The sequence below is a fragment of the Saccharopolyspora oryzae genome (assembly GCF_027853915.1).
GTDB lineage: Bacteria > Actinomycetota > Actinomycetes > Mycobacteriales > Pseudonocardiaceae > Saccharopolyspora > Saccharopolyspora oryzae.
On the sequence record NZ_JAQGLA010000069.1, the window covers coordinates 1 to 21,151 of the forward strand.

The following is a 21,151-nucleotide window of genomic DNA, read 5'->3' on the forward strand; positions in this document are numbered from 1 at the left end:
GGGGGGGGGGGGGGCCCCCCCCCCGCCGACGGCTGTGGACAACTGGCCCGGCCTGGGGAGAACTTCCGCAATTTCAATGGAAATCAGACGTCCGATTTCCATTGAAATTGCGGGAACACGGGCCCGGACGAACCGTCAGGAGAGGCCGGCGAAGAGGTCCGGCTCCCAGTTGTTGGGGCCGACGCCGGGTCCCCGGTCGCCCCGGACCAGGAGGTAGTGCTCCAGGGCGAACTCCGGGCGCAGGACCAGCTGGGCGAAGAACTCGCCGTCGTCGAGGTTGACCTGGCTGCGGTAGTGGCGCAGCGCGGCGATCTTGGCCGAGTGGAAGTCGCGGCCGTCGACCATCGCGGTCAGCTCCTCGTCCGGCACCGTGTACGGCTCGAAGCCCTCGACGCCCGCTTCCTCGACCCGCTTGAGGATCGAGCGCGGCAGCGTCGTCCAGTACACCTTCGGCACCTCCCACGGTTCGCCGAGTTCCGGGGCGTAGTCCGGGTCGGCGGCCGGGTCGAGAGAGGTCATGACGGCGCGGTGCGCGGCGATGTGGTCCGGGTGCCCGTAACCGCCGTGCTCGTCGTAGGTGACCACCACGTGCGGCCGCTCGGCGCGCAGGATCTCGACCATGGCGCGGGTGACCTCGGCCGGATCCGCCGCGGCGAACGCACCGGACGCGGTGTTGCCGTCCTCACCGGCCATCCCGCTGTCCCGGAAGCGGCCCGGGCCGCCGAGCCAGTGGTGCCGGACCTCGCCGAACTCGGCCAGCGCCGCGCTGATCTCACCGCGCCGGTACTCCCCCAGCGCGTCGGGGTTCCCGCGCAGGTGCGCGAGGTCGTCGGCGATGACCTCGCCGAGTTCACCGCTGGTGCAGGTCACCAGCGAAACCGAGGCGCCTTCCGCGCAGTAGCGGGCCATGGTGGCGCCGGTGGCGGTGGCCTCGTCATCGGGATGGGCGTGCACCAGCAGAAGACGACGATCGTTCATATCTACCGAGCCTAGCCACCCCCACCGACAGCCGGCTCGAAACGTCCGGGCAATCGGGAAATTCGGACGATGTTCGCCCTCCGGTCAACGAAAACCCCACCGCCCCGCGTGAAGATCTTCAGGCGCAGACGAAGGAGGCGTTGTGTCAGGAGTTTCCCGACGAGGTGTGCTCGGACTGGCCGGAGCCGCTGCGGTCGCCGGTGCGTTCGGCACCGGTCAGGCGGCGGCCGCACCGGCGGGCGGGGCGCTGATCGGCCCGGCCGAAGGCCAGCAGCTGCACGTGATGACCTTCAACATCCGCACCGACACGAAGGCCGCTCCGCCGGACCCGGATTCGTGGCGCATCCGCCGCCCGATCCTCGCCGAGCTGATCGGCATCGAGCAGCCCACCGTGCTGGGCGTGCAGGAAGCGATGTTCAACCAGGTCAAGGACGTCCTGCAGGACGTCCCGCCGTTCTACGACTGGATCGGGCTGGGGCGCGAGGGCGGTGGCCGCGGCGAGTTCATGTCGATCTACTACGACGCCCGCCGCCTGGAACCACTGGACTACGACCACTTCTGGCTCTCGGACACCCCATCGATGATCGGCTCGAAGTCCTGGGGCAACAACGTGATCCGGATGGTCACCTGGGTGCGCTTCCACGACCGCCGCAGCGGTCGCGAGTTCACCCACGTCAACACCCACTTCGACCACCAGTCGGAGCCGTCCCGCCAGCGCAGCGCGCAGCTGGTGGGCGAGCGCATCGCCGGGTTCGACGCCGGGCTGCCGGTGGTGCTCACCGGCGACTTCAACACCGCGGCGGGCAGCTCGGAGTCCTACCGGATCCTCACCGGCGGCGGCCTGGCCGACACCTGGACGACCGCGGACCGGCAGCTCACCCCGGCCTGGGGCACCTTCGCCGGGTACAAGGATCCGGTCGAGGGCAAGGACCGCATCGACTGGATCCTGCACAACGACAAGGTCTCGGTGCGTCGAGCGGCGATCAACGACTTCCGCCGCGACGGCTACTTCCCCTCCGACCACCTCCCGGTCCAGGCCCTGGTCGACCTCACCTGATGCCCCGTGAGCACTTTCTGGTGCTATAGCAACAGAAAGTGCTCACGGGTCTACGGCGCCGGAACGAGGGCGATCCAGACCTGGCCCGGTGCGAAGGGGATCGGGGTTCCGGTCGGCGTTGTGTAGGTGGTGCCGACTTCCGGGGCGGGGCGGTTCCAGCGGGCTTCGAAGGCCTGGCCGTCGCGGAGGACCACGGCGCGGCCCGATCCGACGGTCTCCGCGAACGGCGAGACGTTGCCGACCACGTCTTGGAACGGCGAGTCCGACACCGGAACTTCTTGCAGCACAACGGTGCTCGCCGCGAGGCGTCCGCTGTCGGTCGCCACGTGCGGGCGGCCGTCCATCGACACCAACCACCGCTGATCCCCCGGCGACCAGCTGAAACCCACCCGCGCCGACCGGTATGCGACGTCCTCGCCGTTCGTCGGAACTCCACCGCTCGGAGCCGGCCCGAAGGTCAACGCGGCGCTCGGCGACCACCCCTCGCCCGGCGGCAGCGCGGGCGGCCGCACGTACAGGTTGTGCGGCGCCTGCCCCGGACCCCGGAAGAAGGCACCGGGCACCGATGCCTGCGAGGCGCTGATCACCGGTGCCCGGTCGATCTCCGGCAGGAGTTCCGGCGCCGCGCCGGAGAACGCCAGCGCCGGACGTCCGAACTGCGGCAACAGGCGCAGATCGGTCTGCCGAGCGCTGCGCACCGGCCCGACCACGGGCGGCTTCCGCGTGCCGAAAACCGCTATCAGCCTGCTGATTCCGGCTTCCACGGGTTCGACGTACACGACGTCGGCCGCGCCGATGCCGGTCGGCGGGCGGGCCGGTGGCGAGTTGTCCACCTTCACCGCGAGCACCGGCGGTCCGACCGGCGGCGGCGCGGGCGGTGGTGGTTCAGGTGGCGGCTGCGGTCGTGCGATCGGCACCGAGCTCGTCCCCGCTGGTTGCAGGGCCAATCCGCCGAGCAGCACGACGACGGTGGCGACCAACGTGCCCAACGCGCGCAACCACCACATCGCCCCTCCCCCGGCGGGCATCCCGGGGTGTAGCTTCGCCCGCCACCGCGGCGGCGACAAGGGGCCGACTGGCGCAGTTCAGCGGTACGGACGCCGGATCCGCGCCTCCGCGCTCGCCCGCGCCCACCACACGAGCTGGTCCAGCAGCGCCTTCGCCGCAGCCGCCGGACCGGTGGTGTCCTCGGGGTTCCCCGCCGCGTCGAAGCACGCGCCGGCACCGTGGAAGCTGACCGTTTCGCGGACGGTCACCGCGTGCAGTTCGGCGAAGACTTGCCGCAGCTGCTCCACCGCCCGCAACCCACCGGAAATCCCGCCGTAGCTGACGAATCCGACGGGTTTGGTGTGCCACTCCGCGTTCGCCAGGTCGATGGCCGCCTTCAACGGCGCCGGGTAGCCGTGGTTGTACTCCGGCGTGATCACCACGAAGCCGTCGGCGGCGTCCAGCCGAGCGGTGAAATCGCGCACCTGCGGGGTTTTCACCGAAGGCATCACCGCGGGCAGGTCGGCCTCGGCCAGGTCGATGAGGTCGACCTGCAGTTCCGGGTGCTGCCGGGCCTGCCCGGCGAACCAGTCGGCCACGGTCCGGGCGAACCGCCCCTCCCGGGTGCTGCCGACGATGATGCCCACGCGCAGTCGGGTCTCCGCCATCGTGTCCTCCATGTGGATCGAGCTGTCCCGACCATCATGGAACCTCGACATTACTTGAGGTCAACTCCTTCTCCACTGTGGATTCCGAAGCCCGCCGGAGCACCTCGACGTCCTCCTCCGGCAACGAGATCCCCAGCCCCCGCAGCACGTCCCCGAGCTGGTCGGGCGCCACCTCCTCGACCTCGACCTCGCCCGACGCGTGCTCCGCGGTGAGCTCGTCGCCGACCAGCTTGCGGCTCACCCCGGGCGCCAACCGGAACACCACCGGCTTGCCGACGAACGGCGACTTCGGGTGCGTCGCGACGTAGTGGTTCGCCACCTCGTAGTCCGAGAGCCGCTGCGGCTGCGCGTCGGAGGCGTGCAACTCCTCCCACCCGGACTCCCCGGCCTTCTGCAAGCTCCACAGTGGACCCCGACGGACGATCCGGTGCCGCCAACCGGCCTGATCCACCTCCGCGCCGTCCTCGAGCGGCATCGGCGACAGCATTCCCGCGCCGAAGCCCACGTCCGCCAGGTAGTCCGCGCCGTCCACCCGGACGCGCAGCATCATGTGCGTCCGGTAGCCGGAGCCCTCGGCGTGGACCCGCGCCATCCGCCGCTCGACGTCGAAACCCAGCCTCTCCAGCACCGCGGCGAACAGCAGCGCGTGCTCGAAGCAGTACCCGCCGCGCTTCCGGTGGACGAGCTTGTCGTTGATGGCGGCCAGTTCGACCGCGGGATACCGCCCCAGGACGACGTCGAGGTTCTCGAACGGGATGGCCTGGACGTGCGCCTCGTGCAACGAGCGCAGCACCTCCGCCGACGGCCCCGCGACCGCCGGGTGCCCGATCCGCGCCAAGTAGTCGTCGAGGTCGACGTCGCCGATCCGCCATTCGTCATTCGCGTGCTTTCCCATGCACCCAACCTGCAAGCTCGAGCCCGCTGGAGGTCAAGCGTCAGTTGCGCAGGTGCTCGCACTCGTCGGGTTCGGCGCGCAGGTCGTCCAGGGAGTGCCAGAAGCCGAGCGCCTCGGTGGTCGGCTCGAACGGACCAGCGCTCCACCGGTAGTCCGACCACGAACTGCGCATCAGGCCGACGGCCAGGGTCGCCAGCCCGCGCCGGCGGCACCGCCGGTCGATGCGAACGTGCTCGAGCACGACGACCCGGCAATCGTGGCAGACCCGCAGCTCCAGCTCGCCCACGACGAGCCCGTCCAGCCGGATCTCGACGCCCGGCGGCCCAGCGGGCAGCAGCGCCGGAACCACGGCCAACTCCAGATCACCGACCATGGGCCCAGCATCGCGCGCCCGGACCGGTTTGTCCTGCTGGAACGATCAGCGCCCCGAAGCCCGATCCGGTTCCCACCGCCGACCGCACCCAGTCCCAGAACTCGTCGCTGGTCCACATTTTCGCAGGTCACAGGCCGTGAGCACTTTCTGGTGCCATGGCCCCGGAAAAGGCTCACGGGCTCTTGACGCCGCGCTGCCAGGAGTCGAGGGCGATCAGCGTCTTGGTGCTGGTCACGCGGTGGCTGCGGCGGATCTCGTCGATGGTGCGCTGCAGGTGCGCCATGTCCCGCACCCGCATCCAGACCAGCGCGTCCGGATCGCCCGCGATGGTGAACACCGCCTGCGCCTCCGGCATCCGGGTGGTGGTCTGGACGATCTCGTCCACGTTGCTGGTGCCCAGGAAGCGCAGCTCGATGAAGGCCTCCACCGGCCAGCCGAGCTTGGCGTGGTCGAGCTGGACGGTGTAGCCGAGGATCACGCCGAGCTCCTGCAGCCGGTCGATCCGGCGCTTCACCGCCGCCGTCGACAGGGTCACCCGCGTGGCGATGTCCGACAGGGTGCGGCGAGCGTCCTCACGCAGCAGCGCCAGGATCTCGTGATCCGTCGCATCGAGCGTCTGATCGGCCATGCGCACGGATGGTACGCAAAATTCAGCGGTGCGGAAGGCTTGTATCGACCGAAGTTTGCATGGTCGTCACCGTTTCGGGTCGCAGTGTTGTGCGTCACGCGGTTTTGGGTTGAAGTGGCGTCGATCACGACGCACCCCGGTGAGAAGGAGTTCGACATGGCCGCGTTCACGCTGGACGACCGCTACCTCCGGGATGCGGGCACGGTCTACGTGACCGGGGTGCAGGCCCTGGTGCGGATGCTGTTCGACCGGATCCGCCTGGACCGCCGCGCGGGCTCCAACACCGCCGCGTTCGTCTCCGGCTACGAGGGTTCGCCGCTGGCCGGGTTCGACCTGGAGCTGGCCCGCCGCGCGAAGCTGCTCGCCGAGCACGACGTGGTGCACCGCCCCGGCCTGAACGAGGAACTGGCCGCGACCTCGGTGCTGGGCAGCCAGCTCGCCGAGCGGCTCGGCACGCAGCGCCCGGACGGCGTCCTCGGCGTCTGGTACGGCAAGGCCCCCGGCCTGGACCGGGCCGGTGACGCGCTGCGGCACGCCAACATGGCAGGCACCGACCCCCGCGGCGGTGCGGTCGCGCTGGTCGGCGACGACCCGAACGCGAAGTCCTCCACCGTTCCGGCCCACTCCGAAGCCGCCCTCGCCGACCTGCAGATCCCCACGTTCTTCCCGGCGGATTCCCAGGACCTGCTGGACTTCGGGCGGCACGCGGTCGAGCTGTCCCGGGCGAGCGGCCTGTGGTCGGCGCTGAAGGTGGTCGCCAACGTCGCCGACGCGGCCGGGACCGCGGTCGTCACCCCGGACTGGACCCCGCCCGAAATGCGCCCGGAGGCCTACTCGCACCGCCCCAGCGCGCGACTGCTGGGCGCCGAGCTCGCCGGCCTGGAGAGCAGCCTGTACAACGTGCGGGTCCCGCTGGCGCTGGAGTACCTGCGGGCCAGCGGCGTCAACCGGATCACGCACTCCAGCAGCTCCGACCGGATCGGCATCGTGACCGCCGGGAAGTCCTACTTGGACCTCCGCCAGGCGCTGCGCACCATCGGCCTCGAGGAGCAGGACCTCGCGCGCTTCGGCATCCGGCTGCTCAAGCTCGGCGCGATCCACCCGGTGGAGCCCACCATCGTCCGGGAGTTCGCCGAGGGCCTGACCGAGATCGTGGTCGTCGAGGAGAAGCGGGCGTTCCTGGAGCCGGTGATCAAGGAGGTGCTCTACGGCTGTCCGGACGCGCCGCGGGTGCACGGCAAGAAGACGCCCGACGGGCGGACCCTGTTCACCGAGCTCGGCGAACTCGACCCGGACAAGATCGCCCGCGGCCTTGCCGACCGGCTGACCGCGCACGGCGAAATCCCGCAGATCGACGCCTGGCGCCAGCGCCGCCGCCGCGAGCGGATCTCGGTCCCGCTGCTGGCCCGCACGCCGTACTTCTGCTCCGGCTGCCCGCACAACTCCTCGACCAAGGTGCCCGACGGGACCGTGGTGGGCGCGGGCATCGGCTGCCACACGATGGCGCTGTTCATGGACCCCGACCAGGTCGGCGACGTCGTCGGCATCACGCAGATGGGCGGCGAGGGCGCGCAGTGGATCGGCATGGCGCCGTTCGTCGGCACCGAGCACTTCGTGCAGAACATCGGTGACGGCACCTTCACCCACTCCGGCAGCCTGGCCGTGCGCGCGGCGGCCGCGGCCGGCGTGAACATCACCTACAAGCTGCTGCACAACTCCGCGGTGGCGATGACCGGCGGGCAGGACGCGGTCGGCGCGCTGCCGGTCGGCAAGATCGCCGAACTCCTGCTGCTGGAAGGCGCTTCGAAGGTCGTCGTCACCAGCGATGCGCCGAAGCGGTTGACCGGCAAGCTCCCCCGCGGCGTGACCGTCCGCCACCGCGACGAAATGCTCGACGCGCAAGCGGAACTGGCGAAGGTACCGGGCGTCACGGTGCTCATCCACGACCAGGAGTGCGCGGCGGAGAAGCGCCGCAAGCGCCGTCGCGGCAAGCAGGAGACCCCGCCGGAGAAGGTGCTGATCAACGAGCGGGTGTGCGAGGGCTGCGGGGACTGCGGCGCGAAGTCCAACTGCCTGTCGGTGCAGCCGGTGTCCACCGAGTTCGGCCGCAAGACCCGGATCCACCAGTCGTCCTGCAACGTCGACTACTCCTGCCTGTCCGGCGACTGCCCGTCGTTCCTGACGGTGGTGCCCAGCGGTCGCAAGAAGCGCCGCGAGATCAGCGAGCTGACGACCGGCGAGCTGCCCGAACCGCAGCGCGGCGACGACGACTTCACCGTCCGCATCACCGGCGTTGGCGGCACCGGCGTTGTCACGGTGACCCAGATCCTGGCCACCGCCGCGGTGATCGACGGCCGCCAGGTGCGCACTCTGGACCAGATCGGTCTCGCGCAGAAGGGCGGCGCGGTCGTCTCCGACCTCAAGATCACCTCGGCGGTGGTCGAGCAGGCGGCGAAGCTGGCCGCCGGCGAGTGCGACCTCTACCTGGGCTGCGACCTGCTGGTTGCCGCCGACCCGGTGCACCTGGCCGCGGCCGACGCGGACCGCACGACCGCGGTGGTGTCCACGACCGAGGTCCCGACCGGCCGGATGGTGGTGGACACCGAGGTCTCGTTCCCGCAGCAGTCCGGCATCCGCTCGACCCTCGACGACGCCACCGCCCGGGCCTACTACCTGGACGCGCGCGGCCTGGCGGAGGAGCTGTTCGACGACGACCAGTTCGCCAACATCCTCCAGCTCGGCGCGGCCTACCAGTGCGGCGCGCTGCAGCTGTCGGCCGAGAGCATCGAGCAGGCGATCGAGCTCAACGGCGCCGCGGTGGCGGCCAACATCCAGGCGTTCCGCCGCGGCCGCCAGGCCATCGCCGACCCGGACGCGCTGCAGGCCGAGATCGCCCCGGCCCCGGTCGAAGCACCGGCGCCGAGCCCGGCCGCGCAGCGGGTGCGGGCGATCGTGAAGGCGGCCGAGGGCTCGGAACTGGCCCGCCTGCTGGACATCCGGATCCCGGACCTCGTCGACTACCAGGACGAGGAGTACGCCCGGAGCTACGCGGAGTTCGTCGAGCGGGTGCGGCGCGAGAGCACTACCGCGGTGGCCGAGGCGGTGGCCCGCAACCTGCACAAGCTGATGGCTTACAAGGACGAGTACGAGGTGGCCCGGCTGTCGCTGGACGAGCGCCTGCTGGCGGACGTCGAAGCCCAGTTCGGCGCGGGTTCCCGCTATTCGTTCCGCCTGCACCCGCCGGTGCTGCGCGCGCTGGGCATGAACCGCAAGATCAGCCTCGGCCCGTGGTTCCGCCAGGTACTCCGGCTGCTGCGCACGATGCGCAAGGTGCGCGGCACCCGCCTGGACCCGTTCGGCTACGCCAAGGTCCGCCGCGTGGAGCGCGAACTGGTCGAGCAGTACCGCGGTGTCGTCGAGCAGGCCATGGCCACCGACCACCCGGCCCTGCTGGAGCTGGCCGAGCTGCCGGACGTGATCCGCGGCTACGAGGACATCAAGCTGTCCAACGTGCAGGACTACCGCGAGAAGCAGGCCGAACTCCTCAAGTCCCCGACGTCCGAGCGGGTCGCCGCGCTCTGACCCGCGCCGAGGGGCCGGGGTCCCGCAGTTTCAATGGAAACTGTGATCCGCCGTGCCTGGGTTCCGCAGTTTCAATTGAAACTGCACACCCGGGCGTGTCGGGACCCCGGCGTGTCGGGCGCCCGACATGCCCGGGTGCGGGGGGATTGGTGCGATTTCAATGGAAATTTGACCTCGAAATTCCATTGAAATCGCGGTCGGAGCCCCGGCCCCTCGGTCGTCAGCTCGGTCGGCGGATGCTGAGGACTTCGACCTCGGCTTGGCCGTCGGGCGTCGGATACCGGACCGTCTCGCCCTGCTGGCTGTGCACCAGCGCCAGTCCCAGCGGGCTTTCGGAGGTCACCGTGATGTCCTCCTCTCCGGCCAGGACTTCCTCGGGGATCGCCACGACCTTGTAGGTCTGGGTCGAACCGTCGGCCGAGCGCAGCACCACTTCGGTCCCCGGGGCCACGCCCTGCACCTCGATCCCACCGGCGAGCAGGTTCTCCAGTTCGGCGATGCGGTCGTCGATCGCGACGATCTCGTCCCCGCCCTGCAGCTCCTGCGACGAGTCGCCGCTGTCGCCCGGGCCGGCGCTCTGCACCAGCTCGTCCACCAGCCGCTTCCGCCGCTCCCGCAGCGAGCGGATCTCCTCCGCCAGCCGCTCTCGCGTGGTCGATTCCGCACCGGCCATCGCCGCTCCTCCCCCGAAGTTTCCGCAGCTCATGCTCAACTTCGGCGGCTGGCAGCACAACTCGATCAGGTCACTCCGCGAGCTTCCCGGTGATCTCGGCCAGGTTGGCCGCGATGTTCTCCTCGCAGGCGGCCTTCTCGATCCCGAACCCGGAGAGCACGCCGGTCCCGGCCTCGTTCTCCAGCAGCGCCAGCAGGATGTGCTCGGTGCCGACGTAGTTGTGCCCGAGCCGCAGCGCTTCCCGGAAGGTCAGCTCCAGCACCTTCTTCGCCGCCCCGTCGAACGGGACGAGCGCCGGCATCTCATCGGCCGCGGCGGGGAGCGACTCGACCACCGCCTCTCGAACGGCGTCGAGCGAAACGCCCTGCGCGACGATGGCCTTGGCGCCGAGCCCGTCGGGCTCCCCCAGCACTCCGAGCACCAGGTGCTCCGGCTGGATCTCGGCGTTCTCGGCCGCGCGGGCCTCGTTCTGCGCCAGCACCACGACGTTGCGGGCGCGCGGGGTGAACCGGCTGAACCCCTGGCTGGGGTCGAGGTCGGAGACCTCACCGGGCCCCTTCGGCACGAACCGCTTCTGCGCGGCCTGCTTGCTGACGCCCATGCTCTTGCCGATGTCGGTCCACGAGGCCCCGGACCGCCGGGCCTGGTCGACGAAGTGCCCGATCAGGTGGTCGGCGACCTCCCCGAGGTGCTCCCCGGCGACAACGGCGCTGGAGAGCTGTTCGAGCGCGTCGCCGTGCACCTTCTTGATGGCGTTGATCAACTCGTCCAGCGAAACGTGGTTGGAAATCTTCATCTCATCCATACGTCAACCATAGGTTGACGCTCTCTTGTCGTCAACCACAAGTTGACGATCGTGCGGGGAGTCGCTCCGCCAACGTCCGAGCGAACGCAAGAGCAGCAGGATCGACGGGTTCCTGCTCAGCAGCCGACCGCAGCCAGTCGGCGAGCGGCGCCGCGAGAGCCGGCGAGAAAGCAGCGATCCACCGAGCGCTCCTGGCCCGCGCCTCGGCGACGTGCTCGGTCGAACCGCCACCGAGATCGGCGACCACCTCCGGCCGCGTGGCGAGCAACCCGCCAACACGCCAGTCCCCACCAGTGGAAGCGGCAGCAAGCCGCTCCAACGCCCCCGCAACCTCGACGAGCTCGTCCCGCTGACCCATGCCCACATCATCCGCGCACCGGCACCCGCACGCGCAGCACCCGGTCGCGAAGCGCTTGCATCCAGCGAAAACCCGCGCTGCCGCGCCCGAACGAGCTCTAAGATCCACTGATGCAGATCTCGACCTCGGTGCCCTACGACGAACAGCGCCTGCGACGCACGTTGCGCTTCCTCGCCAACCGCCAGATGAAGCCCTTCCGCATCCTGGGCGTGGTCGTCCTCGTCCTCGGCGCCGCGGTCCTCGCGCTCGACCCGACGTCATCCGCCGGATACGGCATCCTCGCCGGCGGCCTGGTGCTGCTGTTCGCGGTCGTCCCGATCACGGTGGCCTCGGGAATGCGCATGCAGTCCGAAGTGATCAAGCAGGGCTACCACCTGTCCCTGACCGACGAATGGGCCCAGATCACCTACCCCCTGGCGGAATCCCGCTTCCGCTGGCAAGGCCTGAACCGGATAGTCGAAACCCCGGAAGCCTGGTACGCGATGTTCGGCAAAGCCCAAGCCCTGACGATCCCGAAAGAACTCATGACCCCCGAACAGCGGGAGGAGTTCGCCGCTTTCGCGGCCCACCTGTCGAAGTAGTCCCGACGGCGCTGGACGCACTTCGAGCGGCAGCACCGAGAATCCTGCGCACCATGCCGCCGAAGACCAAGCCGTGGAACGGCGCCGCCGCCCACCAGTAGAGGTGCCCCAGCAGGCCGCGGGGGATGAACACCGCGCGCTGCCGGTAGCGCGTACCGCCCTGCGCAGGCTCGACGGACAGCTCCAGCCAAGCCCGGCCCGGCACCTTCATCTCGGCGCGCAGCCGGAGGAAACGGCCCTCCGCCAGCTCCTCGACCCGCCACCAGTCCAGCGCATCGCCCGTGCGCAGCCGCTCCTGATCACGCCGTCCGCGGCGCAGGCCGACGCCGCCCAGCAGCCGGTCGATCCACCCCCGCACCGCCCAGGCGAGCGGGAACGAGTACCAACCGTTGCGGCCGCCGATGCCTTCGACAACGCGCCAGACGGCCTCCGGGGACTCGCTGGTGATGCGCTCGCGCACATCCCGGTAGACGGTGCCACCGGACCACTCCGGGTCGGACGGGATCGGCTCCCACGGGGCGCTGACCGGTGACGCGTCCGACCACCGCGTCTCGACCTCACCGCGCTGGATCTTGCGCAGCGCCAACGCGACCGCATCGCGGAAGCGGGTCAGCCCTCCCTCGGGGCGCGCGATGTGGTCGTCGATGTCGTGCTCGGCGCAGACGGCCTCGCTGACCAGCGACTCGATCAGCGGCATGCCGATGCTGCGCGGCACCGGGGTCACGATGTTGATCCACAGCGAGCTGAGCTTGGGCGACAGGACGCTGACCGGCACCATCAGCCGCCGCGGAAGTCCGGCCACCGCGGCGTAGGTGCGCATCATCTCCGCGTAGGTGAGGACGTCCGGACCGCCGATGTCGAAGGACCGGTTGACCTCGGCGGGCAGATCCGCCGCCGCGACCAGGTAGTGCAGCACGTCCCGCACGGCGACCGGCTGGACGCGGTTGCTCACCCAGCGCGGCGTGACCATCGCAGGCAGGCGCTCGGTGAGGTACCGCAACATCTCGAAGCTGGCCGAACCGGAACCGATGATCACCGCAGCCTGCAGGACCGCAGTCGGCACGCCGCTGCTCAGCAGCGTCTCCCCCACCTCGGCGCGCGACCGCAGGTGCTCCGACAACTGCCCGGTGGCGGGATGAACTCCGCCGAGGTAGACGATCCGCGACACCCCGGCCTGCTGCGCAGCCCGCCCCGCGATGGACGCCGCACGCCGGTCCAGATCGCCGAAACCCTTCTGCTGCAAGGAATGCACGAGGTAGTACAGGACGTCCACGCCTTCGCAGGCCGCCCGCACCTCATCGGCGTCCAGCAGGTCTCCGCGCACCACCTCGACCTGGTCGCGCCACGGCACGTCGCGGAGCTTCTCCGGCGTCCGGACCAAGCAACGCACCCGGTACCCGCCGACCAGCAAACGCGGCACGAGCCGCCCACCCACGTAGCCGGTGGCGCCGGTCACCAAGCACAACTTCGATCCCCCGGTTCCCATCCGCGCTGGGTACCCCGTTTCCGCACCGGGCAAGCGGAACCCCGTTCCACGATCGGGTTGAGCGGAGTCCGGCACGCCGTTGTCCGAAGGGGGTTCGCGACTTCGCCCGCTGATAGCCTCGACCGAATTCCCGTGAGACGAGGGCGAAATCGTTGCGCACGTCGATCTGCCTGTTCACCCGCGATCTGCGGGTCCACGACAACCCGGTCCTGCAGCACGCCGCACGGGCTGATCGGGTGATCCCTCTGTTCGTGCTCGACGAAGCAGTGCTGCGCGGCCCCTTCACCCGGCCGAACCGCACCGCTTTCCTGCTGGACTGCCTCCGAGACCTGCGCACTTCGCTCGGTGAGCTCGGCGGCGGTCTCGTCGTGCGAACCGGCACTCCCGCAACCGAGGTCGCGGGGCTGGCCGACGAGGTGGGCGCGACCGAAGTCCACGTGGCCGCCGACGTCAGCGCCTACGCGCAAGCCCGCGAGGACAGCCTGCGAGAGGCTCTGCGCACCCGCGAGTGCGCGCTGCACGTCCACGACGCCGTGGTGACCGCGCACCCACCGGGCGACCTCGTCCCGGGCGGCAAAGACCACTTCGCTGTGTTCACCCCGTACTTCCGCCGCTGGGCCGCCGCGCCGATGCGACGCGTCGCGGCCATGCCCGAGGCGCTGCGGATGCCTCGGCTGCGGACCGGCAAACTGCCCGCCCGCGAGGAGCTCTGCCCCGGGGAGCTGTCGCCGGAGCTGCCGACCGGCGGCGAGTCCGCGGGTCGGCAGCTCGCGCGGCAGTGGTTCGCCGACGGGATCGCGGAGTACGAGAGCGGACACGACGACCTCGCCGGCGACGCGACGTCGCGGCTGTCGCCGTACCTGCACTTCGGCTGCGTATCCCCGGTCGAACTCGTCGACCGGGCCGGGAACAGCGAACCCGAGCGCGCCTTCGTCCGCCAGCTCGCCTGGCGGGACTTCCACCACCAGGTGCTCGCCGCTCGCCCCGCGTCCAGCCACCGCGACTACCGCCCGAGGGGCGATCGGTGGCGCGAAGACCCGGAGGCGTTCCGGGCGTGGTGCGACGGCCGCACCGGCGTTCCCCTCGTCGATGCCGGGATGCGCCAGCTCGCGGCGGAGGGCTGGATGCACAACAGGGCACGGATGATCACGGCCTGCTTCCTGGCCAAGACGCTCCACCTCGACTGGCGCCTGGGTGCCCAGCACTTCCTCGACCTGCTGGTGGACGGCGACATCGCCAACAACAACATGAACTGGCAGTGGATGGCGGGCACCGGCACCGATACCCGCCCGAACCGGGTGCTCAACCCCGTCCGCCAAGCCGAGCGGTACGACCCGACCGGCGAGTACATCCGCCGCTACGTCCCGGAACTGCGCAGCCTGCCCGCGAAGGCGCTGCACGACCCGCGGCGCATCGACCCAGCCGACCTCGACCGCCTCGGCTATCCCGCCCCGATCGTCGACGTCGACGCGGCCAACGCGCAGTTCCGCGCCGACCGCGGACAACCGTGACGCCAGCGGTCAGTTCAGCGCCACGATCGACGCGTTGAGCGCCGTGGCGAACAGCGTCCAAGCCAGGTAGGGCAACAGCAGCACCCCCGCCAACCGATCTCGCCGCCAGAACAGCACCGCAGTCACCACGATCACGACGTCGAGCAGGACGATCTCGAACAACGCCGACGGGCGCTGGCCCGCGACGAAGAACAACGGCGTCCACGCAGCGTTGAGCACCAGGTTCACCCCGTACCAAGCCATGGCGGGGCCTCGCGACCGGCCCGGCCCGGCGCACCAAGCACGCCACCCGGCGACCGCCATCAAGGCGTACAGGACCGTCCACACCGGGCCGAACAACCACGGAGGCGGGGCCCATGGCGGTTGCTGCAGCGACGCGTACTGCTCGGCGGACGTGGCCGCGGCAATCGACCCGATCACCGCGACCACCAGCACTGCGCCGATGAGAACCGCTGCGGCGGCGACAGCTTCCCGCTTCGAGCACCGCATCTCGGCGAACATGTCCTGCCTCCAGCTGATCCATGCCGGTCGGGACGGGTGCTCAGGCAGGCAGCGGCATCACGACGTCGTCGAGGCGCCCACCGCGCAGGCACCAGTCGCCGGATCCGTGCTCGTCGAGCCACCCCAAGCAGTCGCGCAGGCTGATCAGACCGTCCCGCACAGCCCCGCGGCCTGCCGGTAGGTGTACCCGCGGTGGTAGGTCACCAGCACCTCCTGCGTGACCCCCTCGGACTGCGCCGCATCGAGCACGATGCGCTGCACCAGGCCGAACACCGGGTCCGCGATGTGGTCGTAGAGCTGCGCGAAGGCGGTCTCATCACCCCTGGCGACCGCTCCCCCACCTCTTCCGGCGAGGGCAGCATCCCGCCCGGGAAGACGTACTCGTGGATCCAGGTGCAGGAGCAGTGGGTGGCGAGCAACCCGACCTCGGCATCGGCGCCCAACCGGTGGAAGAAGTCGCGGGGGCGCTCGATCCGAATCAACACCAGATCGAAGGAGTGGGCGCAGTAGGGTTCGAACCTACGACCCCTTGCTTGTAAGGCAAGTGCTCTTCCGCTGAGCTATGCGCCCTGGGTGGTGGCCGGCCGGGCCGGGGGCCCGGTTGATCACCGCCGACACCTTACCCGTCGGTTCGGGCGATCCGGGCACCCGGTCGGCCACCTCCAGAACCGGATCAGGCCGTGAGTTCGGCCAGAGCCTTCTTCCAGACGTTCTGGTCGCGGGCCTCGCCCGGCTGGTTCACCTCGGCGAAGCGGACCTTGCCCTCGGTGTCGATCAAGAACGTGCCGCGGTTGGCCATGCCGGCCGCCTCGTTGAACACGCCGTAGGCCTTGGCGATCTCACCGTGCGGCCAGAAGTCCGACAGCAGCGGGAAGGTGTAGCCCTCCTTGTCCGCCCACGCCTTCAGCGCGAACGGGGAGTCGACCGACACGCCCAGCACCTGGACGTCATCGTTCTGGAAATCGCTGAGGTCGTCCCGGACCTGGCAGAGCTCGCCCTGGCACACCCCGCTGAACGCGAACGGGTAGAAGACCAGCAGGACGTTCTTCTTGCCGCGGAAATCGGCCAGCGAGACCTTTTCCTTGTTGTAGTCCGGCAGAGTGAAGTCCGGCGCCTGCGCACCGACCTCGACCGTCATGGGCGAACCCTCCTGTTCGACGTGACCTTGTCACCGCCGAACCTACACCGACGAGACGCACGTGGGCACCGATGGATTCCACCGGTGCCCACGTGCTGGAACTCGTCGATCGTCAGCGCTTGGCCTTGCTGGACCGGTAGGCCAGCCTCGTTGCCTTCCAGCTGTCGCTGACGGTCACGTTGGCCGTCTGGGCCAGGTTCGCCGTCGACGCTGCCTCCGTGATGTCGGCCGGGTCGACCGATCCATCCCGGCCGGTCTTCGGGGTCAGCACCCAGATGACCCCGTCGTCGGACAGCGGCGTCATGACGTCGAGAAGCGTGTCCGTCAGGTCGCCGTCGTCTTCGCGCCACCACAGCAGCACGACATCGACCACTTCGTCGGCATCCTCGTCGAGGAGTTCGCTCCCGCAACGTTCCTCGATCGCGGCCCGGACATCATCGTCGACATCCTCTTCCCAGCCGATTTCCTGAACAACCATCTCGGGCTCGATGTCGAGCCTCTCGGCGACGTCGGCTTCGCCTTTACCGGCGTCTCCCGCGGCGACCACGGTTTGCTCACTCCTCCAATGCACAGGTGCGACACCCGCGTGGTGCCGCACGTCTTCCAGATATGGCCGATAGCGAACACTGCGAACCACCATCGGCGCAACTGCTGGCGGCACGACACGCCGCAGCAGCGGTCAGGCCACTGACTGTAGACCGGGAAATCCACCACCAAAAGCCTGGTTCGCGGCACGGCCGCCGCAGGTGTGCGCATCGGTGGCCGAAATGGGGGACGATGACAGTGTTCGAAGTCACTGTTCGAACACCCCGCCACCGCCACGACGCAGTCGAGGAGTTCCCTTTGTCCCCGCTCAACAACGACTCCGGTGCCGCCCCCACCCAGCGGGTTCGGGTCATCCGGGACGGTCTCGCCTCCCACCTGCCGGACATCGATCCGGAGGAGACCCAGGAGTGGCTGCAGTCCTTCGACTCGGTGCTGTCGGGCCACGGGCAGCAACGAGCGCGCTACCTGATGCTGCGCCTGCTGCAGCGAGCCCGCGAGAGCGGCGTCGGCGTCCCGTCGCTGACCAGCACTGATTACGTCAACAGCATCGCCACCGAGCAGGAACCCTGGTTCCCCGGCGACGAGGAGACCGAACGCCGCTACCGGGCCTGGATGCGGTGGAACGCGGCGATGATGGTGCACCGCGCGCAGCGCCCGGGCGTCGGCGTGGGCGGCCACATCTCGTCGTTCGCGTCCTCGGCCAGCCTCTACGAGGTCGGGTTCAACTGGTTCTTCCGCGGCAAGGACCACCCCGGCGGCGGCGACCACCTCTACATCCAGGGCCACGCCTCCCCCGGCATCTACGCCCGCGCGTTCCTCGAAGGCCGGCTGTCCGCCGACCAGCTCGACGGGTTCCGCCAGGAGTACTCGCACGCCGGTCCCGGCGGCGGACTGCCGTCCTACCCGCACCCGCGGCTGATGCCGGACTTCTGGGAGTTCCCCACCGTTTCCATGGGCCTGGGCCCGATGAACGCGATCTACCAGGCCCGGTTCGACCGCTACCTGCACGACCGCGGCATCAAGGACACCAGCCAGCAGCGGGTGTGGGCGTTCCTCGGCGACGGCGAGATGAACGAGCCCGAATCGCGCGGTCTGCTCCAGGTGGCCGCCAACGACGGTCTGGACAACCTCACCTTCGTGATCAACTGCAACCTGCAGCAGCTGGACGGGCCGGTGCGCGGCAACGGCAAGATCATCCAGGAGCTGGAGGCGTTCTTCCGCGGCGCCGGGTGGAACGTGATCAAGGTGATCTGGGGCCGCGAGTGGGACGCGCTGCTGCACGCCGACCGCGACGGCGCGCTGGTCAACCTGATGAACACCACCCCGGACGGCGACTACCAGACCTACAAGGCCAACGACGGGGCGTTCGTCCGGGAGCACTTCTTCGGCCGCGACCCGCGCACCAAGGACATGGTCAAGCACCTCTCCGACGACGAGATCTGGGGCCTGCGCCGCGGCGGGCACGACTACCGCAAGATCTACGCGGCGTACAAGGCAGCCACCGAGCACCACGGCCAGCCGACCGTCATCCTGGCCAAGACGATCAAGGGGTACGGCCTCGGCCCGCACTTCGAGGGCCGCAACGCCACCCACCAGATGAAGAAGCTGACCCTGGACGACCTGAAGCAGTTCCGGGACAGCCTGCGGATCCCGATCTCCGACGACCAGCTCGACCCCTACCTGCCGCCGTACTACCACCCCGGCCAGGACGCGCCGGAGGTCCAGTACCTGCAGGACCGGCGCCGCCAGCTGGGCGGGTACCTGCCGGAGCGGCGGACCAAGGCCAAGCCGCTGGTGCTGCCCGGCGACAAGGTCTACGAGGTGATCAAGCGGGGTTCGGGCAAGCAGGAGGTCGCCACCACGATGGCGTTCGTCCGGCTGCTCAAGGACCTCGCCAAGGACCCCGAGATCGGGCCGCGGATCGTGCCGATCATCCCGGACGAGGCGCGCACGTTCGGCATGGACTCGATGTTCCCGTCGCAGAAGATCTACAACCCGCTCGGCCAGCTCTACACGCCGGTGGACTACCAGCTGATGCTGGCCTACCGGGAGAGCGAGCAGGGGCAGATCCTGCACGAGGGCATCAACGAGGCCGGGTCGACCGCGTCGTTCACCGCGGCGGGCAGCAGCTACGCCACGCACGGCGAGCCGATGATCCCGATCTACATCTTCTACTCGATGTTCGGCTTCCAGCGCACCGGTGACGGCTTCTGGGCCGCCGCCGACCAGATGGCCCGCGGGTTCGTGCTCGGCGCGACCGCCGGGCGGACCACGCTGACCGGTGAGGGCCTGCAGCACGCCGACGGGCACTCGCAGCTGCTCGCGGCGACGAACCCGGCGGTGGTCGCCTACGACCCGGCGTGGGCGTTCGAGGTGGCGCACATCGTCAAGGACGGCCTGCGGCGGATGTACGGCGAGGACGCCGAGAACGTCTTCTACTACCTGACCATCTACAACGAGCCGTACCAGCAGCCGGCCGAGCCGTCCGGTCTGGACGTCGACGGACTGCTGCGCGGCCTGTACCGCTACCAGGCCGCTCCCGGCGGGGAGGGGCCGAAGGCCCAGATCCTCACCTCGGGCGTGACCATGCCGCTGGCGCTGAAGGCGCAGCAGATGCTCGCCGAGGAGTGGGGCGTGCAGGCCGACGTGTGGTCGGCGACGTCCTGGTCGCAGCTGCGGCGCGAAGCCGAGGCCGCCGACCGGCACAACCTGCTGCACCCGGAGGCCGAACCGCAGGTGCCGCACGTGACGCGAGCGCTGTCGCAGGCCGAAGGGCCGGTCGTCGCGGTCAGCGACTGGATGCGCGCGGTGCCGGACCTGATCCGGCCGTGGGTACCGGGCGACATGGTGAGCCTGGGTGCGGACGGGTTCGGGTTCTCCGACACCCGCCCGGCCGCGCGACGGGTGTTCCTGGTCGACGCGGAGTCCACTGTGGTCGCGACGCTGGCCGCGCTGGCGCGCACCGGCCAGGTGGACAGGTCCGCGGTCGTCGAGGCGACCCGCCGCTACCGCCTGGACGACGTCCAGGCCGCCGGACCGCAGACGTCGGACTCCGGCCTCGCCTGATCGAGCGGAACGCGGGGGCACCTCCGCAGCGGAGGTGCCCCCGCGGGTCAGACCGCGTGGAGGCCCGGGTCCCGGTCCTGGGTGACGAAGCTGGCCGCCGTCGTCGCCGGGGCGCCCGGCTTCGAGACGTACGGCAGCACCCGGTAGTCATGTCGGAGCCGTCGCGGCCGGAGCTCGCGCATGGCCACCGGGTGAACACTGCTGTCCGGATGATCCATACTGCCCGGATGCGGGTGGCATGCATCGACGGCGACGGAATCGGCCCCGAACTGGTGGGCAGCGCACGGGAGGTCCTGGCCGCCGCGGCGGATGCCGACGGGATTTCGATCGAGTTCGTCGACGAACCCGGCGGGGCGCGGACCTTCACCGAAACCGGCGCACCGCTGGCCGAAGGCGCGCTGGAGCGGTTCCGGACCACCTACGACGCCGTGCTGAAAGGTCCGGTCGGGTTGCCCGAGGTGCGGCATCCGGACGGCACGGAGGCCGGTGTGCTGGGCGGCGTGCTGCGCAACGGGCTGGACACCTACGCCAACGTGCGGCCGGTCCGGCTGCTGCCGGGCGTGCGGGAGACCGGTTCACCGATCAACTACGTGATCGTCCGCGAGAACACCGAGGGCTTGTACCTCTCGCGCGGCAGCGGGGTGCGCAACGACCACGCGGCCAGCGATCAGCTGCTCATGACCCGCGTCGGCGTCGAGCGGATCGTCCGGTTCGCCTTCGAGCTGGCGCGCAAGCGCTCCGGTGCGCCGAAGGACGGCGTGCAGCGAGTGACCTGCGTGGACAAGAGCAACGTGCTGCGCAGCTTCGCGTTCTTCCGCGCGATCTTCGACGAGATCGCCGTGCAGTACCCGGACGTCGAAGCGGACCACCGCTACACCGACGCCGCCGCGCACGACCTGGTGGCCGATCCGGCGCACTTCGACGTGCTGGTCACCGAGAACTTCGTCGGCGACATGCTCAGCGACCTGGGTGCGGCGACGGTCGGCGGGCTGGGCATGTGCCCGTCGGGCAACATCGGCGGCACCGCGGCCTACTTCGAGCCCGTGCACGGCAGCGCCCCGTCGCTCGCCGGAACCGGCCGGGCCAACCCGACCTCGCAAATCCGCAGCGCAGCAATGCTGCTGGAACACGTCGGGGCCACCGCCGCCGCACGGCGGATCGAGGCGGCGGTCGAGTCCGCATACGCCGGAGGTGCCGTGCGGGTGCGGCCGGACGGCACCCCCGAATGCGGCACCGAAGGCGTCACCGAAGCCGTCATCAGCAGGCTCTGACCGGCTCCGCCCATCTCACTCCGTGGACCGCAGTTTCAATTGAAACT

General features: G+C 70.0%; 20 protein-coding genes and 1 tRNA gene. 7 read left to right on the top strand and 14 right to left on the bottom strand.

Annotated features, from left to right (window positions below; all coding sequences use genetic code 11):
• Positions 1–135: 135 nt before the first annotated feature.
• Positions 136–960: an N-acetyl-1-D-myo-inositol-2-amino-2-deoxy-alpha-D-glucopyranoside deacetylase gene (mshB, locus tag OU415_RS28940; RefSeq protein ID WP_270952550.1), complete on the bottom strand. Its 825-nt coding sequence runs from the start codon at positions 958–960 to the stop codon at positions 136–138.
• A gap of 160 nt (positions 961–1,120) precedes the next feature.
• Here mshB and OU415_RS28945 point away from each other — a divergent pair, with 160 nt between their 5' ends.
• Positions 1,121–2,035: an endonuclease/exonuclease/phosphatase family protein gene (locus OU415_RS28945; RefSeq protein ID WP_270952513.1), complete on the top strand. Its 915-nt coding sequence runs from the start codon at positions 1,121–1,123 to the stop codon at positions 2,033–2,035.
• Between the two features lie 50 nt (positions 2,036–2,085).
• Here the strand turns inward: OU415_RS28945 and OU415_RS28950 are convergent, their stop codons facing one another.
• The 5 genes from OU415_RS28950 to OU415_RS28970 all read right to left on the bottom strand — a co-directional run bounded on the left by OU415_RS28950 (position 2,086) and on the right by OU415_RS28970 (position 5,586).
• The gene (locus OU415_RS28950; RefSeq protein ID WP_270952514.1) at positions 2,086–3,042 is read right to left on the bottom strand and encodes a DUF3048 domain-containing protein; all 957 of its coding nucleotides are present in this window, start codon (positions 3,040–3,042) and stop codon (positions 2,086–2,088) included.
• 78 nt (positions 3,043–3,120) lie between these two features.
• Complete coding sequence (locus OU415_RS28955) at positions 3,121–3,690, bottom strand: NADPH-dependent FMN reductase (RefSeq protein WP_270952515.1); 570 nt, start codon at positions 3,688–3,690, stop codon at positions 3,121–3,123.
• 34 nt (positions 3,691–3,724) lie between these two features.
• On the bottom strand, positions 3,725–4,585 hold the full coding sequence (locus tag OU415_RS28960; RefSeq protein ID WP_270952516.1) for an arylamine N-acetyltransferase family protein: 861 nt from the start codon (positions 4,583–4,585) through the stop codon (positions 3,725–3,727).
• 40 nt (positions 4,586–4,625) lie between these two features.
• Positions 4,626–4,958: a hypothetical protein gene (locus OU415_RS28965; protein WP_270952517.1), complete on the bottom strand. Its 333-nt coding sequence runs from the start codon at positions 4,956–4,958 to the stop codon at positions 4,626–4,628.
• Positions 4,959–5,130: 172 nt separating this feature from the next.
• Positions 5,131–5,586, bottom strand: coding sequence for an Lrp/AsnC family transcriptional regulator (locus tag OU415_RS28970; protein ID WP_270952518.1), 456 nt, complete (start codon positions 5,584–5,586; stop codon positions 5,131–5,133).
• A gap of 156 nt (positions 5,587–5,742) precedes the next feature.
• On the opposite strand from OU415_RS28970, the gene OU415_RS28975 reads away from it, so the two are divergent.
• Complete coding sequence (locus OU415_RS28975) at positions 5,743–9,168, top strand: indolepyruvate ferredoxin oxidoreductase family protein (RefSeq protein ID WP_270952519.1); 3,426 nt, start codon at positions 5,743–5,745, stop codon at positions 9,166–9,168.
• A gap of 220 nt (positions 9,169–9,388) precedes the next feature.
• Here the strand turns inward: OU415_RS28975 and OU415_RS28980 are convergent, their stop codons facing one another.
• Together OU415_RS28980 and OU415_RS28985 are read right to left on the bottom strand one after the other, a co-directional pair.
• On the bottom strand, positions 9,389–9,841 hold the full coding sequence (locus tag OU415_RS28980; protein WP_270952520.1) for a GreA/GreB family elongation factor: 453 nt from the start codon (positions 9,839–9,841) through the stop codon (positions 9,389–9,391).
• A 70-nt stretch (positions 9,842–9,911) separates the two neighbouring features.
• Positions 9,912–10,637, bottom strand: a complete 726-nt coding sequence (locus tag OU415_RS28985; RefSeq protein ID WP_270952551.1) for a Clp protease N-terminal domain-containing protein — start codon at positions 10,635–10,637, stop codon at positions 9,912–9,914.
• A gap of 477 nt (positions 10,638–11,114) precedes the next feature.
• Here OU415_RS28985 and OU415_RS28990 point away from each other — a divergent pair, with 477 nt between their 5' ends.
• Complete coding sequence (locus tag OU415_RS28990) at positions 11,115–11,585, top strand: YcxB family protein (RefSeq protein WP_270952521.1); 471 nt, start codon at positions 11,115–11,117, stop codon at positions 11,583–11,585.
• On the opposite strand, the gene OU415_RS28995 is transcribed toward OU415_RS28990, so the two are convergent.
• Positions 11,527–13,071 (bottom strand): SDR family oxidoreductase, encoded by a 1,545-nt coding sequence (locus OU415_RS28995; RefSeq protein WP_270952522.1) that lies wholly within the window; start codon positions 13,069–13,071, stop codon positions 11,527–11,529. The two genes, OU415_RS28990 and OU415_RS28995, sit on opposite strands and share 59 nt — an antisense overlap.
• Before the next feature lie 152 nt (positions 13,072–13,223).
• Between OU415_RS28995 and OU415_RS29000 the strand changes: the two genes are divergently transcribed.
• Positions 13,224–14,582: a cryptochrome/photolyase family protein gene (locus tag OU415_RS29000; RefSeq protein WP_270952523.1), complete on the top strand. Its 1,359-nt coding sequence runs from the start codon at positions 13,224–13,226 to the stop codon at positions 14,580–14,582.
• 9 nt (positions 14,583–14,591) lie between these two features.
• On the opposite strand, the gene OU415_RS29005 is transcribed toward OU415_RS29000, so the two are convergent.
• A complete protein-coding gene (locus OU415_RS29005; protein ID WP_408641928.1) occupies positions 14,592–15,083 on the bottom strand; it encodes a TspO/MBR family protein in 492 nt (163 codons plus the stop codon).
• Positions 15,084–15,275: 192 nt separating this feature from the next.
• Here OU415_RS29005 and OU415_RS38400 point away from each other — a divergent pair, with 192 nt between their 5' ends.
• A complete protein-coding gene (locus tag OU415_RS38400; protein ID WP_408641929.1) occupies positions 15,276–15,593 on the top strand; it encodes a hypothetical protein in 318 nt (105 codons plus the stop codon).
• Here OU415_RS38400 and OU415_RS29015 read toward each other — a convergent pair.
• From OU415_RS29015 to OU415_RS29025, 3 genes are all read right to left on the bottom strand, one after another.
• Positions 15,582–15,653: transfer RNA gene (locus tag OU415_RS29015), tRNA-Val, on the bottom strand. The genes OU415_RS38400 and OU415_RS29015 overlap by 12 nt on opposite strands.
• Before the next feature lie 103 nt (positions 15,654–15,756).
• A complete protein-coding gene (locus OU415_RS29020) occupies positions 15,757–16,221 on the bottom strand; it encodes a peroxiredoxin (RefSeq protein WP_270952524.1) in 465 nt (154 codons plus the stop codon).
• A 112-nt stretch (positions 16,222–16,333) separates the two neighbouring features.
• Positions 16,334–16,768: a DUF3052 domain-containing protein gene (locus OU415_RS29025; protein ID WP_270952525.1), complete on the bottom strand. Its 435-nt coding sequence runs from the start codon at positions 16,766–16,768 to the stop codon at positions 16,334–16,336.
• A gap of 296 nt (positions 16,769–17,064) precedes the next feature.
• Here OU415_RS29025 and aceE point away from each other — a divergent pair, with 296 nt between their 5' ends.
• Entirely contained in the window at positions 17,065–19,833 is a 2,769-nt protein-coding gene (gene aceE / locus OU415_RS29030; protein WP_270952526.1) for a pyruvate dehydrogenase (acetyl-transferring), homodimeric type, read from the top strand.
• 47 nt (positions 19,834–19,880) lie between these two features.
• On the opposite strand, the gene OU415_RS29035 is transcribed toward aceE, so the two are convergent.
• On the bottom strand, positions 19,881–20,021 hold the full coding sequence (locus tag OU415_RS29035; RefSeq protein ID WP_270952553.1) for a hypothetical protein: 141 nt from the start codon (positions 20,019–20,021) through the stop codon (positions 19,881–19,883).
• Positions 20,022–20,060: 39 nt separating this feature from the next.
• Here OU415_RS29035 and OU415_RS29040 point away from each other — a divergent pair, with 39 nt between their 5' ends.
• A complete protein-coding gene (locus OU415_RS29040) occupies positions 20,061–21,104 on the top strand; it encodes an isocitrate/isopropylmalate dehydrogenase family protein (RefSeq protein ID WP_270952527.1) in 1,044 nt (347 codons plus the stop codon).
• Positions 21,105–21,151 lie beyond the last annotated feature (47 nt).